Origin of the sequence: Microbacterium sp. MAH-37 (genome assembly GCF_009758255.1) — a bacterium.
GTDB lineage: Bacteria > Actinomycetota > Actinomycetes > Actinomycetales > Microbacteriaceae > Microbacterium.
The window spans coordinates 358,157-372,859 of sequence record NZ_WSEN01000004.1; the positions used below are offsets into that span (position 1 = coordinate 358,157).

The 14,703-nt window shown below is 69.1% G+C and carries 14 protein-coding genes; 10 read left to right on the forward strand and 4 right to left on the reverse strand.

What is annotated here, in order from left to right:
* The first annotated feature begins 30 nt into the window (after window positions 1–30).
* Window positions 31–1,086 carry a VanZ family protein gene (locus GON06_RS05110; protein ID WP_157311211.1) on the forward strand — a complete coding sequence of 352 codons (1,056 nt, stop codon included), beginning with the start codon at window positions 31–33 and terminating at the stop codon, window positions 1,084–1,086.
* A gap of 12 nt (window positions 1,087–1,098) precedes the next feature.
* Here the strand turns inward: GON06_RS05110 and GON06_RS05115 are convergent, their stop codons facing one another.
* Window positions 1,099–1,995, reverse strand: a complete 897-nt coding sequence (locus GON06_RS05115; RefSeq protein ID WP_157311212.1) for a siderophore-interacting protein — start codon at window positions 1,993–1,995, stop codon at window positions 1,099–1,101.
* A 26-nt stretch (window positions 1,996–2,021) separates the two neighbouring features.
* Between GON06_RS05115 and GON06_RS05120 the strand changes: the two genes are divergently transcribed.
* From GON06_RS05120 to GON06_RS05155, 8 genes are all read left to right on the forward strand, one after another.
* Window positions 2,022–2,906: an ABC transporter ATP-binding protein gene (locus GON06_RS05120; RefSeq protein WP_332837167.1), complete on the forward strand. Its 885-nt coding sequence runs from the start codon at window positions 2,022–2,024 to the stop codon at window positions 2,904–2,906.
* 89 nt (window positions 2,907–2,995) lie between these two features.
* A complete protein-coding gene (locus tag GON06_RS05125; RefSeq protein ID WP_157311213.1) occupies window positions 2,996–4,024 on the forward strand; it encodes an ABC transporter substrate-binding protein in 1,029 nt (342 codons plus the stop codon).
* 181 nt (window positions 4,025–4,205) lie between these two features.
* Complete coding sequence (locus GON06_RS05130; RefSeq protein ID WP_332837196.1) at window positions 4,206–6,245, forward strand: iron ABC transporter permease; 2,040 nt, start codon at window positions 4,206–4,208, stop codon at window positions 6,243–6,245.
* Window positions 6,246–6,351: 106 nt separating this feature from the next.
* Window positions 6,352–6,741, forward strand: a complete 390-nt coding sequence (locus GON06_RS05135; protein WP_157311214.1) for a hypothetical protein — start codon at window positions 6,352–6,354, stop codon at window positions 6,739–6,741.
* Entirely contained in the window at window positions 6,738–7,307 is a 570-nt protein-coding gene (locus tag GON06_RS19045; protein ID WP_157311215.1) for a TetR/AcrR family transcriptional regulator, read from the forward strand. The genes GON06_RS05135 and GON06_RS19045 overlap by 4 nt, the downstream gene beginning before the upstream one ends.
* A 139-nt stretch (window positions 7,308–7,446) precedes the next feature.
* Entirely contained in the window at window positions 7,447–8,559 is a 1,113-nt protein-coding gene (locus GON06_RS05145; protein ID WP_157311216.1) for a hypothetical protein, read from the forward strand.
* A 154-nt stretch (window positions 8,560–8,713) separates the two neighbouring features.
* Window positions 8,714–9,589 (forward strand): intradiol ring-cleavage dioxygenase, encoded by an 876-nt coding sequence (locus GON06_RS05150; RefSeq protein WP_157311217.1) that lies wholly within the window; start codon window positions 8,714–8,716, stop codon window positions 9,587–9,589.
* 53 nt (window positions 9,590–9,642) lie between these two features.
* Window positions 9,643–10,311: a GTP pyrophosphokinase gene (locus GON06_RS05155; RefSeq protein WP_157311218.1), complete on the forward strand. Its 669-nt coding sequence runs from the start codon at window positions 9,643–9,645 to the stop codon at window positions 10,309–10,311.
* On the opposite strand, the gene GON06_RS05160 is transcribed toward GON06_RS05155, so the two are convergent.
* The 3 genes from GON06_RS05160 to GON06_RS05170 are packed head-to-tail and all read right to left on the reverse strand — an operon-like array spanning window position 10,312 to window position 12,819.
* On the reverse strand, window positions 10,312–10,947 hold the full coding sequence (locus GON06_RS05160; RefSeq protein WP_157311219.1) for a hypothetical protein: 636 nt from the start codon (window positions 10,945–10,947) through the stop codon (window positions 10,312–10,314).
* Window positions 10,944–12,158 (reverse strand): amidohydrolase, encoded by a 1,215-nt coding sequence (locus GON06_RS05165; protein WP_157311220.1) that lies wholly within the window; start codon window positions 12,156–12,158, stop codon window positions 10,944–10,946. Before GON06_RS05165 ends, GON06_RS05160 begins: the two co-directional genes overlap by 4 nt.
* Window positions 12,159–12,177: 19 nt before the next feature.
* Entirely contained in the window at window positions 12,178–12,819 is a 642-nt protein-coding gene (locus GON06_RS05170; RefSeq protein WP_332837168.1) for a TetR/AcrR family transcriptional regulator, read from the reverse strand.
* Window positions 12,820–12,977: 158 nt separating this feature from the next.
* Between GON06_RS05170 and GON06_RS05175 the strand changes: the two genes are divergently transcribed.
* Entirely contained in the window at window positions 12,978–14,654 is a 1,677-nt protein-coding gene (locus GON06_RS05175) for an ABC transporter substrate-binding protein (RefSeq protein ID WP_157311221.1), read from the forward strand.
* Window positions 14,655–14,703: the final 49 nt, after the last annotated feature.

The following is a 14,703-nucleotide window of genomic DNA, read 5'->3' on the forward strand; positions in this document are numbered from 1 at the left end:
ATCCGGAACGCCGCGAAATAGACTCGAGGCATGGGGGAACAGGTCATGCTCGGCGTGCTCGCGATAGCGATCGGCGTGGGCATCGGCTTCCTGCTGTTCGTGCCGTTCGTCGCGGTCAGCTACCGGCGCCGCGGGCGGCTCTCGGCCGGACGCCTGCTGCTCTGGCTCGCCGCACTGATCTACTTCTGGGCGATCTGGACGTACACACTGCTGCCGCTTCCGGACCCCGACACGATCCGGTGCGTGGGCGCGATCACCGACCCGATGTCGGTCGTGCGCGACATCCGGAAGGCGATCTCGGAGCCGGGTCGAACGATCACCAACCCCGCGATCCTGCAGCTGGTCTTCAACGTGCTGCTGTTCGTGCCGCTCGGGTTCTTCGTGCGGGTGATCGGCGGCCGCGGCATCCTGGTCGCGTTGCTCATCGGATTCGGACTGTCGCTGTTCATCGAGACCACGCAACTGACCGGCGTGTGGGGTCTGTACCCGTGCGCCTACCGGTTCTTCGACGTCGGCGATCTGATGACCAACACCACCGGCGCGGTGCTCGGCTCGGCGGCGGGACTGATCGTGCCGCGCGCGTACCGTGGGATGACTCCGGCGCCGGATGCCGGGATGCCGCGGCCGGTCACCCGCGGGCGTCGCGCCCTCGCGATGCTGTGCGACGGGCTCGGGTTCTGGTTCGTCGCCGTCGGGGTCTCGATCGCCGCGCAGCTGTTCATCGGGTACGTGCTGCACGATCGGCAGACGATGACGGAGGGAGTGGCGGCGGGCTTCGTCGGCACTGTCACCGCGGCGGTGCTGTGGCTCGTCATCATCCTGGCGACGGGGCGATCGGTCGGCGATCTCGCTGTGCAGCTGCGCTACTCCGGCAGCCCGCTGCCGCAGCCGCTGGCCCGGCTGCTGCGCTGGCTCGGCGGCGTCGCGGGACTGGCGGCGATCGGTCTGCCCGGCAGCCTGTTCGGCGCGCTCTCCTGGCTGCTCACCCTGGCCGCGTGCGTGATGCTGTTCTTCACCCGGAACGGCCGCGGCCTGCCCGGTGTCCTCTCCGGCCAGCAGCTGCGCGACGCTCGCGAGCCGCGCTGACCCGCCTCGGCGTCAGGAGGCCTCGGCGCGGCCGGTCCGCCAGTAGCCCATGAACGCGACCGAGCGGCGGTCGATGCCGAGGTCACGGACGAGGTGACGGCGCAGCGACGTGATCGTGCCGGCTTCGCCGGCGAGCCACGCGTACTCGGTTCCGGATGCCGCCTCGGGGACCTCCCAGAGGATGTCCTCTGTCTCCTCGAGCTCGAGTCCGTCGTCGGTCGTGATGGCGGAACGCCGCGCGCCCCAGGCGTGCACGGCGGCCGTGAGACGCTCGCCGTGCGGTGCGCCGTCGCGCCCGATCCAGGTCACGCGCACCTCCTCCGGAGCATCCACTTCCAGCGCGTCCGCCGTGGTAGGCACCTCCACGAAGACCTCGCCGCGCAGGTGCGCGGGCAGCGACTGCACGATCGAGCAGATCGCCGGTGCGGCGGTCTCGTCGCCGGCGATGAGCACGGTGCCGGCATCGCCGGGCTTCCACTCCAGCCCGCCGCGTTCCGCGGCGCGGGCGTCCGGGCCGACGACCTGCACGACGCTGCCGGGCTGTGCGGCGCTCGCCCAGGCGGATGCCGGACCCTCCGTGCCGTGCAGCACGAAGTCCACGTCGATCTCGCGCGCCTCGGGGCGGGCTGCGCGCACGGTGTACGTGCGGATCGGATTGCGCTTCTCATCGGGGAGCTGGCGCCACCGCTTGTACCAGGCCGAGCTGAAGTCCTGTTCGTCGAACTGGCCGACGTCGGTGATCGAGCCGTCGGCGAGCGGAAGGATCAGCTTGATGCGCTGGTCGAGTCCGTCGGTCGCGAAGTGCACCAGGTCGTCTCCCGCGAGCGTGATGCGCGTGAAGTTCGGCGAGAGTGCGGTGACGCGGGCGACTGTCGTGGAAAAAGTCCGGTAGGCGGGGTGGCTCACCATTCCACTATAGGTTAGGCTTCCCTAACGTGAAGGTTCATGAGAACTCCCGGAACACGATCGCCGACGAACTGCGCGGCGATGACCTCGTGCTGAGCTACGGCCGCACCGAGGTCGTGCACGGTGTCTCGCTTCACCTCGAACCCGGGCTGGTCACCGCACTCGTCGGCCCGAACGGCAGTGGCAAGTCGACGGCGCTGCGCGCCCTTGCGCGGCTGCACGCCATCGACTCCGGCACCGTCCGCGTCGGCGCGAGCACCGGCACCGAGACGGATGCCCGTGACGCGGCGTCCCTCTCCGCGAAGGAGTTCGCCCGCACCGTCGCGATGCTGTCCCAGTCGCGACCGCACCCCTCCGGGCTGGAAGTGCGCGACGTTGTCGCCTACGGCCGGCATCCGCACCGCAGCCGGTTCTCCGGCTTCGCCGACGCCGACCGCGCGGCCATCTCCCGCGCCCTCGAACTGACCGGCCTCGCAGAGATGGCCGACCGTCCCGTCGACGAGCTCTCCGGCGGCGAGCTGCAGCGCGTCTGGCTGGCCACCTCGCTGGCGCAGAGCACAGGCATCCTGCTGCTCGACGAGCCCACCAACCACCTCGACCTGCGCTACCAGATCGAGACCCTCGACCTGGTGCGCGACCTCGCCGACCACGGCACTGCGCTCGGTGTCGTGCTGCACGACCTCGACCACGCGGCATCCGTCGCCGACCGCGTCGTGCTGCTGCACCGCGGCCGGGTGCACGCCGCCGGCCGGCCGGCAGACGTGCTCACCGGCCAGAACCTCACCGAGGTGTACGGCCTGCGCATCGACACGCTGGTCGACGCCGACACCGGCCGGGTGCGCGTCATCCCGCGCGGCCGACACCACGAACGCACGACGCCGGCACCCGCACTCGACGTCCGCACGCCAGCCTGACCACCCGCTTCGGAGAGGCCCCGACGAACGAGGGGCCTCGCCGCACCATGCCCGACCACGACTTGCCCGTCCATGCAAAGGAAACCCGAATGAACAAGCCCCTCGCCGCAGCCGCCGTCCTCGGAGCCCTGACGCTGGCCCTCGCCGGCTGCGGCACCACCTCCGTGGAGGAGCCCTCCTCATCGAAGGCGCCCGCCGCCGCGAGCGACGAGTGCAAGGACGTCACGACCTCCACCGGACCGGTGGAGCTGACCGACGCGTTCGGCCGCACCGTCAAGCTCGACAAGCCCGCCGAGCGCGTCGCCGTGCTCGAGTGGCAGCAGGTCGAGGACGCGCTCACCCTCTGCGTCACTCCGGTCGCCGTGGCCGACGCCAGTGGCTACCGCACCTGGGACACCGCCGAGGAGCTGCCCGCAGACGTCAAGGACGTCGGCACCCGCCAGGAGCCGAACCTCGACGCGATCTTCGCCACCAAGCCCGACCTCGTCATCGTCGAGGCGTACACCCGCGACGACGCGATCATCGGCCAGCTGGAGAAGTACGGCGTGCCGGTGCTCGCCACTCTCGGCGCCGACGCCAAGGACCCGATCAAGCAGATGCTGGCGACCTTCGACCTGATCGCCCAGGCCACCGGCCGCGAGGACCGTGCCGACGAGGTCACCGCCGAGTTCGAGAAGCACCTCGCGGATGCCACGGAAGAGGTCGCCGCCGCGAAGCCCGCCAGCACCGACTTCGTCTACATCGACGGCTGGGTCGACGGCGGCAACGTCTCGCTGCGCCCGTTCGGCCAGGGGTCGCTCATCGGCGAGCTCGGCGAGGCCGTCGGCTTCACCAACGCCTGGACCGGTGAGGTCGACCCGGCGTACGGCCTCGGCCAGACCGACATCGAGGGCATGACCACGATCGGCGACGCGAACCTGTTCTACACCGGCACTGCGGACCCCGACTCGGAGAGCTTCATCGACGCCGCGAAGAAGAACCCGGCGTGGGCGTCGATCCCCGCCGTGAAGGACGACCGGACCTTCGCGTTCCCGGCCGGGATCTGGACCTTCGGCGGCCCGCGATCGGCGGAGCAGATCGTGGACGGCTTCGTCGAGGCTGCCAAGTCGGTCGGCTGAGTCCGTCGTCTTCGGGTCTGCGTGGGACGGGTCGGGTGCGCTACGCGATGAACACATCCGGGGAGACATGCCCCCGCCCTCCGCTGGCGCTCCGGGCTCCCGCCAGACCCGATGCCAGCTCCCCGGATGTGTCCATCGCTCCGCTCGGAAGGTTGTTCAGTAGGTGAACGCGGTTAGTAAGGTGCAGGATGCCGCGGGCATCCCATCGAGGGATACCCGCGGCACTACCGCCGGGAAACTGAGTGCTCTTGCGGTACTGGTCCTTCTCGTGGTGGTGCTCGTGGGTGTTGCGGCGTGGCACCTGACGCAGGGGACCAGCGGCGCGGTGTGGCCGGAGGCTGACGTGCTGTGGGGTTCGCGCGTCCCGCGGCTCGCCGCCGGCGTCGCAGTCGGGTTCGCGCTCGGCGTGGCCGGCCTGATCATGCAGTCGCTGTCGCGCAACGCACTCGCGTCGCCCGACACACTCGGCGTCACAGGAGGGGCGTACTTCGCCGTGACTGCAGTGGCCGCGTTCGGCATCTCGGTGCCGTTCTGGGCCTCGGGGGCGGTGGCGTTCGCCGGGGGGCTCGTCGCCGCCGCCCTCGTCCTCGGTCTCGCCGGGGGAGCGGGCACCTCGACCACGCGACTGGTGCTCGCGGGCTCCGCGCTGGCCATGGCGTTCCAGGCCGGCACCGCCACCATGCTCATCCTGTTCGAGGAGCAGACCAAGGGTCTGCTCGCTTGGGGCAGCGGCAGCCTGTCGCAGCTCGGACTCGAGTCCTTCCTGCGCGCCGCACCCATCGTCGTCATCGCGACGGTGCTCGCGCTCGTGATGTCGCGCCGCTTCGACGTGCTGGCGCTCGGCGACGACACAGCCTCGTCGCTGGGTGTGCCGATCCGCTCCACCCGGGCATCCGGCATCCTCATCGCCGTCGTGCTCACCGCGACCTCCGTCACCCTCGCCGGTCCCATCGGCTTCATCGGACTGTGCGCGCCGGTGCTCGCCCGCCTGCTCTCGCGCCTGGTTCCCGCCCTCGGGAAGCACGTGCTGCTGCTGCCCACGTCGGGTCTCATCGGCGCGATCGTTGTGATCGGCTCCGACGCCGTGCTGCGCCTGCTGATCGGCGCCGAGGGCGCGATCGCCGTGCCGACCGGCGTTGCGACCACCGTGCTCGGCGCGATCGTGCTCATCGTCATGGCCCGCCGCCTGCGCGACTCCGGCCCGACGCGCCAGCCGCCCAGCATCCGGTTCCGTACCCGGGGCGCCGTGCGCTACCGGATCACGCTGCTCGTCGGCATCGTCGTGCTCGTCGTCGTCATCATCGGCGGCCTGCTGCTCGGCAGCACGCAGCTGCTCACCGGCGACATCCTGCTCTGGCTGCAGGGGATCGCGCCGCCGCAGATCGGCTTCGCTCTCGACGAGCGCGCGCCGCGCGTCATCGCCGCCGTGCTCGCCGGCGCTGCGCTCGCCGTGGCCGGCGGCATCACGCAGGCCGTCAGCCGCAACCCGCTCGCCGAGCCCGGCCTGCTCGGCATCACCGGCGGCGCAGGGCTGGGAGCGGTGCTGGTGATCACCAGCGCCACGGCCTCAACGTTCGGGATGCTGGCGGCCGCCGTCACCGGCGCCCTGCTGGCCTTCGCACTGGTGTATCTGCTGGCCTGGAGGGGCGGGCTGGGCGCGGACCGGTTCATCCTGATCGGCATCGGCGTCTGGTACGGCACGACCGCGCTGACCACGTTCGTGCTGCTGCGCAGCAATCCGTGGGACACCCCGAAGGTCTACACCTGGCTCTCCGGCACCACCTACGGGCGCATCTGGGAGCAGGTCATCCCGCTCGCGATCGTGCTCGTGATCGCGCTGCCGTTCGCGATGATGCGGCACCGTGAGCTCGATGTGCTCGCCCTCGACGAGGACACCCCTCGGCTGGTCGGCGTCCGCCTCGAACCGGTGCGCCTCGCCCTGCTGATCACCGCCGCCGTGCTCGCCGCGCTGAGCGTCGTCGCCGTCGGCGTGATCGGATTCGTCGGCCTCGTCGCGCCGCATGCCGCACGAGCGCTGGTCGGCGCGCGCAACGCCCGCGTCATCCCGGTCGCGGCCGTGCTCGGCGCGGTGCTCGTCGGCGTCGCAGATGCGATCGGCCGTACCGTACTCGCTCCTGCGCAGCTGCCCGCCGGGCTGGTCGTCGCCCTCATCGGCGCCCCGTACTTCGTCTGGCTTCTCTGGCGCTCGCGCGACGCGTAGCGGCATCCGACTCGGCCGCATCCGTCATCGATGCGGGTCGAATGCCGACAGAGCGGACATCCATCCGCCTTGATTTGGACGATCGTCCTGGACTATCGTCCAAATCATGAATCAATCTCTTCTGGGAACGTTGACCGCCGCGCTGCTGGTCTGGGAGGCGCTTCTCCTGATCCCGATGATCCCCGGGAAGCTGATCGACACGCGAGACTTCTCGCCGCTGCCTCGATGGCAGTTCAACACCTTCAACGTGTTTCTGACCACGCTGGGGCTCGCCAGCTTCGTCGTTGCGGGCTTTGCGATGGCGGACCAGCACTGGGCCTTCGTGGCGGCGTTGGTGCTCAGCCTGGGCTATGTCGCGGTCTTCGCAGCTGATCTGTTCGAGGTCTTCCCCGTCGTGCCCGACCGTCTTCCGGTGCAGCTGCTCATCCTCGAGGCCATTGCGCTGGCATCGGCCGGAGTCGGTGTCGTCATCGCGATCCAGGGGATGCGGATGTGAAGCGCGAGTCATCGCCGCGGACCGATACCCGCGAGAAGATCATCGAGGCGGCGGCATCCCTCATCCCGGAGGTCGGCTGGGGAGGAGTGAGCAGCCGGCGGGTCGCTGAACGCGCGGGGGTCAGCACTGGCGTGATCCACTACTACGTCGCGAGCATCGAAGAGCTGAGGCGCGTCGCCGCGGTCGGCAGGATCCGGCTCTTCTTCCTCGACCGGATCAACGTGGCCCTGACCGAGCAGGATCCGATCGACGCCGTCGAGACCCTGCTTCGTGCGCTGTCCCAGACCGAACCGCACGATCCGGAACTGCTGCTGCTGTACGAGTCTCTCGTCGCAGCGAACAGAGACGAGCAGTTGCGAGATGAGATCGGTGCCTCGCTCGCCGAGCTACGCGATCGACTGTGCGATTGGTTCGCCGAACGTGGGATCGCAAGCCCCCGTGCCGTCGCAGTGACGCTCACGGCGGCGATCGATGGGTACCTGCTCCAGCGATCCATGGACCCCGCCCTCGAGCCCGACTCCCTCATCGAAGGATTGGTGGGGATGATGAGGCGACAGGCCCAGTGAGGAGACATGGGTACTTCTCCCCATGTCCTCGGTTTCAGGAAGCTCCCAGCTTTCCCATAGGGTTCTACGGGCGGCGAACGCCGCCGATCATCGTGCCGCGACAAGCGGATGAGGGGGAGAAAGCCCAATGGCTGGAACAATGACGCGTGCCCGCGTCGGGATCGTCGCGATCCTCGCGGGTCTGCTGATCGCATTCGGTGCTGCGGCGCCGGCGTCGGCCGACACGACGGACGACCTGATCGCGGTCGACGACACGCTGACGACCGCCGCGAACACGTTCTACGACACGTACAGCGACCAGAGCGCATCGGTCGAGGACGTGGTGGCCGCCGCCGACGCCTTCTCCGCCGCTGCGGCGAAGGCGGAGGGCGACTACAAGAAGGTCGCGGACAGCGCGAGCGGGCAGTTCGCCGAGTATGCGAACGACTTCTCCGGCGAGGCCGGCGACATGGCCACGGCTGCGGCGGGCATCTCCGACGCGGTCGCCGCGGACGACTCGACGGCGCTGAGCCAGGCCGAATCCGACTTCAACTCGGCGCTCGACGCCTACAGCACCACGGTCGACGAGTACAACGAGTTCCTCGAGACGGCGCCCGAGGCGCGCATGGCCGACCCGACGGTCGGCCTCTGGCTGGTCATCCTGATCATCGCCGTCGTGTTCCTGATCCTGACGCTGATCTTCGCGCTGCTCACCCGCAAGCAGGAGGGGCTGCTGCCGGCCAAGGCCGACAAGAAGGGCAACATCCAGCAGTCGTCGCTGAAGAAGCTGCGCTGGATGGTCGTGCTGTGGGCCGGCGTGTTCGTCGTCGGCGCCGCGATCCCGTTCTTCCAGGTGCTGTTCGCCGAGACCGACGCCAGCGGCAACTACAGCTACCGGATCTTCTGGTACCCGCTGGCCGCCGGCGTGATCCTCTCGATCGTCGGCGTCGTGCAGTACTTCATGGCTGCGGCGAAGGTCCGCCGCGAGGGATCGGCCCAGGCCTACGACCCGAACGACCCGTCGACCTTCGCCGCGGCGCAGGGCGAGGGCTTCGTGCCGGTGCCCCCGGCCGTGGGCGACCAGCCCGCACCCCCGGCGTACCAGGCGCAGGGTGCCCCCGTCCCGCCGACTCCGGCCGCAGAGGCCCCGGCTCCGGCCGCTCCGGCCGCGGATGCTCCCACTCAGGTCGCAGATGCTCCGGCTGCCCCGGCAACCGGGACGCCGGCCGCCCCGGCCGCCGAGCCCTCGGCCCCCGGTTCGCCTGCGAACTGATAGCCCAGGAACGCCGCCCCGCCGTCCTCCGACGACGGGGCGGCGTTCTGCACCCACGGGTTTCCTTATCCGTCGCATAGCCGGCGCACAGGACCGCTCCGGCGCATGCTGGTTGCCTGAAGGGCACAGGCAGGATGCCGGAAGGAGCGACACCATGAGCACCGACGACCGCTGGATCGACGAGAACGGCGACCCGATCGACGAGGACCACCGCGGCCTGGTCTACGACATCCGCACGCTCGTCGACCGTCGCCGCGCCCTCGGCATCTTCGGCGGCATCGCCGCCACGGCTCTGCTCGCGGCCTGCTCGCCGCAGGCTTCCGGCTCCGCAGCATCCGATGCCCCGCAGGGAGACGGCCCACAGGGCGGCGGCGCCGCGCCGGCCGAGGACGACAGCGACCTGCTCGAGGGCGAGGTGCCGAACGAGACCGCGGGGCCCTACCCGGCCGACGGATCGAACGGCGTGAACGTGCTCGACGACTCGGGCATCGTGCGCAGTGACATCCGCTCCAGTTTCGGGTCGTCGTCCACGACCGCGGCGGGCGTGCCCCTCGAGATCGTGCTGACCGTGCGGGATGCCGCGACGGGCTCGGCCCTCACAGGTGCAGGCGTGTACCTCTGGCACTGCGACCGGGACGGGAACTACTCGCTGTACTCCGACGCTGCGAAGGACGAGAACTACCTGCGCGGGGTGCAGCAGACCGACGAGGACGGCACGGTGCGCTTCACCTCGATCTACCCCGCCTGCTATTCCGGTCGCTGGCCGCACATCCACTTCGAGGTCTACGAGGACGTCGACACCGCGGTCGCCACCGGCCCGATCGTGAAGACCTCGCAGATCGCGCTCCCCGAAGAGAGCAACGCCAAGGTCTACGCCACCAGCGGCTACGAGGACAGCGTGCGCAACGCCTCGCAGGTCACGCTCGCCGGCGACAACGTCTTCGGCGACGACGGCGGCATCCACCAGATCGCGACGATGACCGGAAGCGTCTCAGACGGCTACACGGCCGCGCTCACCATCGCGGTGTGATCGGCCCCACAACACCCAGCCGGTTCAGATGACGGATGCGTAACGTCGAAGCCATGAGCACGGTACCCGCCTCGGACGAAGCGATCGAAGAGGCACGGCAGCTGAGGGACGAGTTCCAGCGGTTCCTGCGCGAGTACGAGTTCGGCATGCGCGAGGTGGAGACGAAGATCTCGATCCTGCGCGACGAGTTCCTCTACAACCACGCCTACAACCCGATCGAGCACGTCAAGAGCCGCCTGAAGTCACCGGACAGCATCGTCGAGAAGGTCGCGCGCAAGGGCATCGAGCCCGACTTCGGCAGCATCCGCCGCGAGATCACGGACATCGCCGGCGTGCGCGTGACATGCAGCTTCGTCAGCGATGTGTACCGGCTGTTCGACCTGTTCACCCAGCAGGACGACGTGACCGTGAAGGTCGTCAAGGACTACATCGCCGACCCCAAGCCGAACGGCTACCGCAGCCTGCACGTGATCGCCGAGATCCCCGTCTTCCTCTCCACCGGCCCGGTCCCCGTCCCGGTCGAGGTGCAGTTCCGCACCATCGCCATGGACTTCTGGGCCAGCCTCGAGCACAAGATCCACTACAAGTTCGACGGGCGCGTGCCGAGCCATCTGGTGCAGAGCCTGACGGATGCCGCGGAGGCGGCCGGCGAACTCGACCAGCGGATGGAGCGGCTGCACCGCGAGGCGCACGAGATCAACCACCGCGTGCTCGAGGCGTGATCAGCGGCAGCTGAGGTCCTCGTTCTCCCATTCGTCGCCCTGCTGCGCCGAGATGTCGGTCACATCGGTGCCGGCGATGGCGGCGACGACGTGGACGATGAGGCAGGGAAAGTCGGTCTCTCCGACGATGACCGTGTGGCTGGTCGACGTCGGATCGTCGCCGAAGAGATCGTCGAGCTGTTCGTCGTACGAATACAGGGCCGGCACCCGGCTGAGGTCGAGCGCCCGACCGGCCACACCGTCGGTCTCCTCTCCCCAGTAGGTCTCGATCCGGATGCCCGGTGTGTTGTCATCGAGGTCATCGATCTGCCCGTCGGCGCCCGCCATGCGCGTCACCAGGCGGTAGACGTGGACGCCCGAGGGAACCCGGAAGGTCATCGCGTGCTCCAGCGCAGCGTCGAGGGTCTGCTCATCGGCCGACGGGTCGAGAGCCACGATGAGATCACCGCTGCCGTTGAAGGGCAGGTCGTTGCTCATGAAGCCCTCGGCGGCGAGCACGCCGGGCGTGCCCGCCATGTGACTGATGAACTTCGTCTCGGCGCCGGTGCCGGCGTTGATGTCGCCGCATCCCGCCAGCGCAGCCACGGTCGCGAGCAGTGCGCCCGCGGTGAGAGCGCGACGTCTCGGCGGGGTCACCCGAGGAACTCGCGGGCCGCGGCCACCATCGCGCCCACGCCGACCTCGATGGTCGGGTGCATCTCGGGTGCGTAGAACGGGGAGTGGTTGGTCGGGATGTCGCGTTCCAGCGTGCCCGCGGCGGCAGCGGCGCGGAACTTCTCCGCATCCGCGCCGCCCCAGAACCAGAACACCAGCGGCACGCCGGCATCCCGTGCGAACCACGAGACGTCCTCGCTGCCGGTGAACAGGCCGGGGTCGACGACGGATGCCTCGCCGAAGGCCGTTCGGAACGCGGCGGCGGCGCGGGCCGTGGCATCCGCGTCGTTGATCGTGGCGGGCAGCGTGTGCAGCGTCTCGATGTCGGGCTCGCGCTCCGCGCCGGAGGCCTGCGCCTCGGCGCGCACCACGCGCTCGACCTTCTCGAGCACCTTCTCGCGCAGGGCCTCGTCGGGGTAGCGCAGGCTGAGCTGCAGTTTCGCCTCGGCGGGGATGATGTTGTTCTTGGTGCCGGCGTGGAACGAACCCACCGTCACCACGGCGAGGTCGTGCGGGTCGACCTCGCGCGAGACCACGGTCTGCAGCCGCATCACGGCCGCGGAGGCCATCACGATCGGGTCGATCGTCGCCTGCGGACGCGAGCCGTGCCCGCCGCGGCCGTGGAACGTCACGGTGAGGCCGTCCGACGCCGACATCTGCGGTCCAGGACGCAGGCCGATGACGCCGGCCGGCAGCGGGGTGACGTGCTGCCCGAGCACGATGTCGGGACGGGGGAAGCGGTCGAGCGCGCCGTCGTCGAGCATCGCCCTCGCACCCTGTCCGTATTCCTCGGCGGGCTGGATGACCACGACGAGCGTCCCGTGCCACTGGTCGCGGTCTGCGACGAGTCGCTCCACGGCGCCGATCATCGCGGTGACGTGCATGTCGTGGCCGCAGGCGTGCATCACCGGCACGGTGTCGCCGTCGGGATCGACGCCCGTCGCGGTGGACGCGTACGACAGCCCGGTGTCCTCCTTGACGGGCAGGGCGTCCATGTCGGCACGCGCCCAGACCACGGGGCCCTCGCCGTTGGCGAGCACGCCGATCACCCCGGTGATGCCGATGTTCTCATGCACCTCCAGACCCAGGTCGCGCAGGTGGCCGGCGGCGATGCCGGCAGTGCGGGTCTCCTGGAAGGACAGCTCGGGATGCCGGTGCAGGTCGGTGTACAGCGCGTCGAGGTCGATCGTCATGACCCGAGCCTAGGGGGCGTCAGTGCCTGTACGTGCCGAGCTCCGGTGCGGGGTTCAGCACGCCGTTCACGATCGAGCGGATGGCGAACTCGCTGGCCGCCGGCAGGTCGATCGTCTTCGGGTCGAGCAGCCACTGCAGCTGCAGACCGTCCATCACGGCGAGGATCGACGCCGCCGCCATGTCGATCGCGCCCAGATCGGTGACGCCCTCTTGCGCGCACAGCTCACGGAAGGCTCCGTGCACGTCACGGCGCAGCATCGCGTAGCGCTCTTCGAAGTAGCGTCGCGCCGGGTGGTCCTCGGTGACCGACTCCGCGGACAGCACGGTGAACACCTGCACGATGCCCGGTCGCTGCGCGTTGAGGAACGCGGTGCGCACCAGGTGCAGGAACAGGTCGGGACCGCCGGGGATGTGCTTCTCGGCGAGCCCCTCGACGTCGGTGCGGTCGCGGTACTCGAGCACCTCGAGCAGCAGGTTCTCCTTGGAGCCGAAGTGGTGCAGCACGCCGGCGTGCGTCATGCCGACCTGCTGGGCGATGTCGGCGAGGGTGCCGTTAGCCGACCCCTTCGCGCCGAAGGTCTCGACCGCCGCCTTCAGGATCTCGGTGCGCTTGCGCGCGCGCTCCTCCTCGCGGCGGGTGCGGGTGCTCTCCTTGATCACGTTCCGGTCACACCTCCTCGTTCGATGTCGTCCTGCACTTGCGCGTTCAGCTTACTGATGAGTAATCTCACGCTAGCTTACTTTCTCGTAAGTAAGTCAAACGCCGGATGCCCCCGCACCGGCGACCCACAGCACAAGGACCGTGCCAAGGAGATGCAATGAAGCTCAGGAAGACCCTGATCGCCGTGTCCGCGATCGCCGCCCTCAGCGCCACGGTGCTGACCGGATGCTCGTCGGGCGGTGACTCCGGCGACAAGAGCTCTGCCGGTGCCTCACTGACCGTCGCGAAGCCGGACGGCTCCGGCGTCCTCTCGACGCAGATCAACAACCCGTTCATCGGAACCGGATCGGGCATGTCGCTCGGGTACGACCGCATGATCTACGAACCGCTCGCGATGGTGAACCCGGTCGGCAAGAACGAGACCACGCCGTGGCTCGCCGAGAAGGTGGAGTGGAACGGCGACTACACCCAGCTCACCGTCACGCCCCGCAAGGACGTGAAGTGGAACGACGGCGAGCCGTTCACCGCCGACGACATCATCTTCACGTTCAACCTGATCAAGAACACCCCGGCGCTCGATCTCGGCGGCCTGAAGCTCGCCGACATCAAGAAGGACGGCGACGACGTCGTCATGACCTTCAGCGAGTCGAAGTTCGTCAAGCAGGGCGACGTGCTGCAGATCAGCATCGTGCCGGAGCACCAGTGGAAGGACATCAAGGACCCGTCGAAGGACGCGGTGAAGGATGCCATCGGCACCGGCCCGTACACGATCAAGACGTTCTCCTCGCAGGGGGTCGTGCTCGACGCGCGCAAGGACTACTGGGGCGGCGCCGTGCCGGTGCCGCAGCTGAAGTACCTGGAGTACAACGACAACACCGGCCTGCTCCGAGCGCTGCAGAGCGGCGAGACGGACTGGGCGCAGATCTTCATCACCGACTACCAGACCAACTACGTCGACAAGGATCCCGAGCACAACGTGTTCTGGGGTGCCAACGTGCTCAGCCCGGACATGATCCTGGTCAACACGACGAAGGCTCCGTTCAACGACGTCGCGTTCCGCAAGGCCGTGAACATGGTCGTCGACCGCAAGGCGCACGCCGAGAAGGCGCGCAGCAACGCCGGTCCCGAGCTGACCAACGTCACCGGCATCCCGCAGCCGACCGGCGACCAGTACATCGCACCCGAGTACAAGGACCAGAACTTCGAGATCGACGTCGACGGCGCCAAGAAGGTGCTGACGGATGCCGGTTACACCTGGAAGGGTGAGGCGCTGATCGACCCGTCCGGCCAGCCCGTCACCTTCACCCTGCAGGATCCGCAGGGCTGGAACGACTACGTCACGGGCATCCAGCTGGTCGCCACCCAGGTGAAGAAGACCCTCGGCGCCGACGCGAAGGTCGCCACGCCCGACGCGGACACCTGGTTCAGCAACATGGCCACCGGCAACTTCGACGCGGCGCTGCACTGGTCGGGCTCCGGATCGAACCCGTGGCACATCTACGACGACGTGATGAACGGCGCGTACCTGGAGCAGGCCTCGGGCGGCAAGGTGTCGGACAACTTCGGGCGCTACGACAACCCCGAGGCGACCGCTCTGCTGAAGCAGTACCAGCAGGCATCCGATGACGCGACCCGCACCGACACGCTCAACAAGATCCAGAAGATCTTCGTCGAGGACGTGCCGGCCATTCCGATCGGCACGCACCCGCAGCTGGCTCAGTACAACACCCGGAACTACACCGGATGGCCCAGCGAGGACGACCAGTACGCCACGGCCGACCCGACCCAGCCGTCCGCGGTGCAGGTCCTGATGAAGCTGAGGCCCGTCAAGTAACGCCCTCCCCGCACCCGGTCGCCGAGCGCTGCTCGGCGACCGGGTATCC

Bases quoted from the DNA above. Each gene is read 5' to 3' on its own strand.
- GON06_RS05110 (WP_157311211.1), top strand. From the start codon at position 31: ATGGGGGAACAGGTCATGCTCGGCGTGCTCGCGATAGCGATCGGCGTG.
- GON06_RS05115 (WP_157311212.1), bottom strand. From the start codon at position 1,995: ATGGTGAGCCACCCCGCCTACCGGACTTTTTCCACGACAGTCGCCCGC.
- GON06_RS05125 (WP_157311213.1), top strand. From the start codon at position 2,996: ATGAACAAGCCCCTCGCCGCAGCCGCCGTCCTCGGAGCCCTGACGCTG.
- GON06_RS05135 (WP_157311214.1), top strand. From the start codon at position 6,352: ATGAATCAATCTCTTCTGGGAACGTTGACCGCCGCGCTGCTGGTCTGG.
- GON06_RS05145 (WP_157311216.1), top strand. From the start codon at position 7,447: ATGACGCGTGCCCGCGTCGGGATCGTCGCGATCCTCGCGGGTCTGCTG.
- GON06_RS05150 (WP_157311217.1), top strand. From the start codon at position 8,714: ATGAGCACCGACGACCGCTGGATCGACGAGAACGGCGACCCGATCGAC.
- GON06_RS05155 (WP_157311218.1), top strand. From the start codon at position 9,643: ATGAGCACGGTACCCGCCTCGGACGAAGCGATCGAAGAGGCACGGCAG.
- GON06_RS05165 (WP_157311220.1), bottom strand. From the start codon at position 12,158: ATGACGATCGACCTCGACGCGCTGTACACCGACCTGCACCGGCATCCC.
- GON06_RS05175 (WP_157311221.1), top strand. From the start codon at position 12,978: ATGAAGCTCAGGAAGACCCTGATCGCCGTGTCCGCGATCGCCGCCCTC.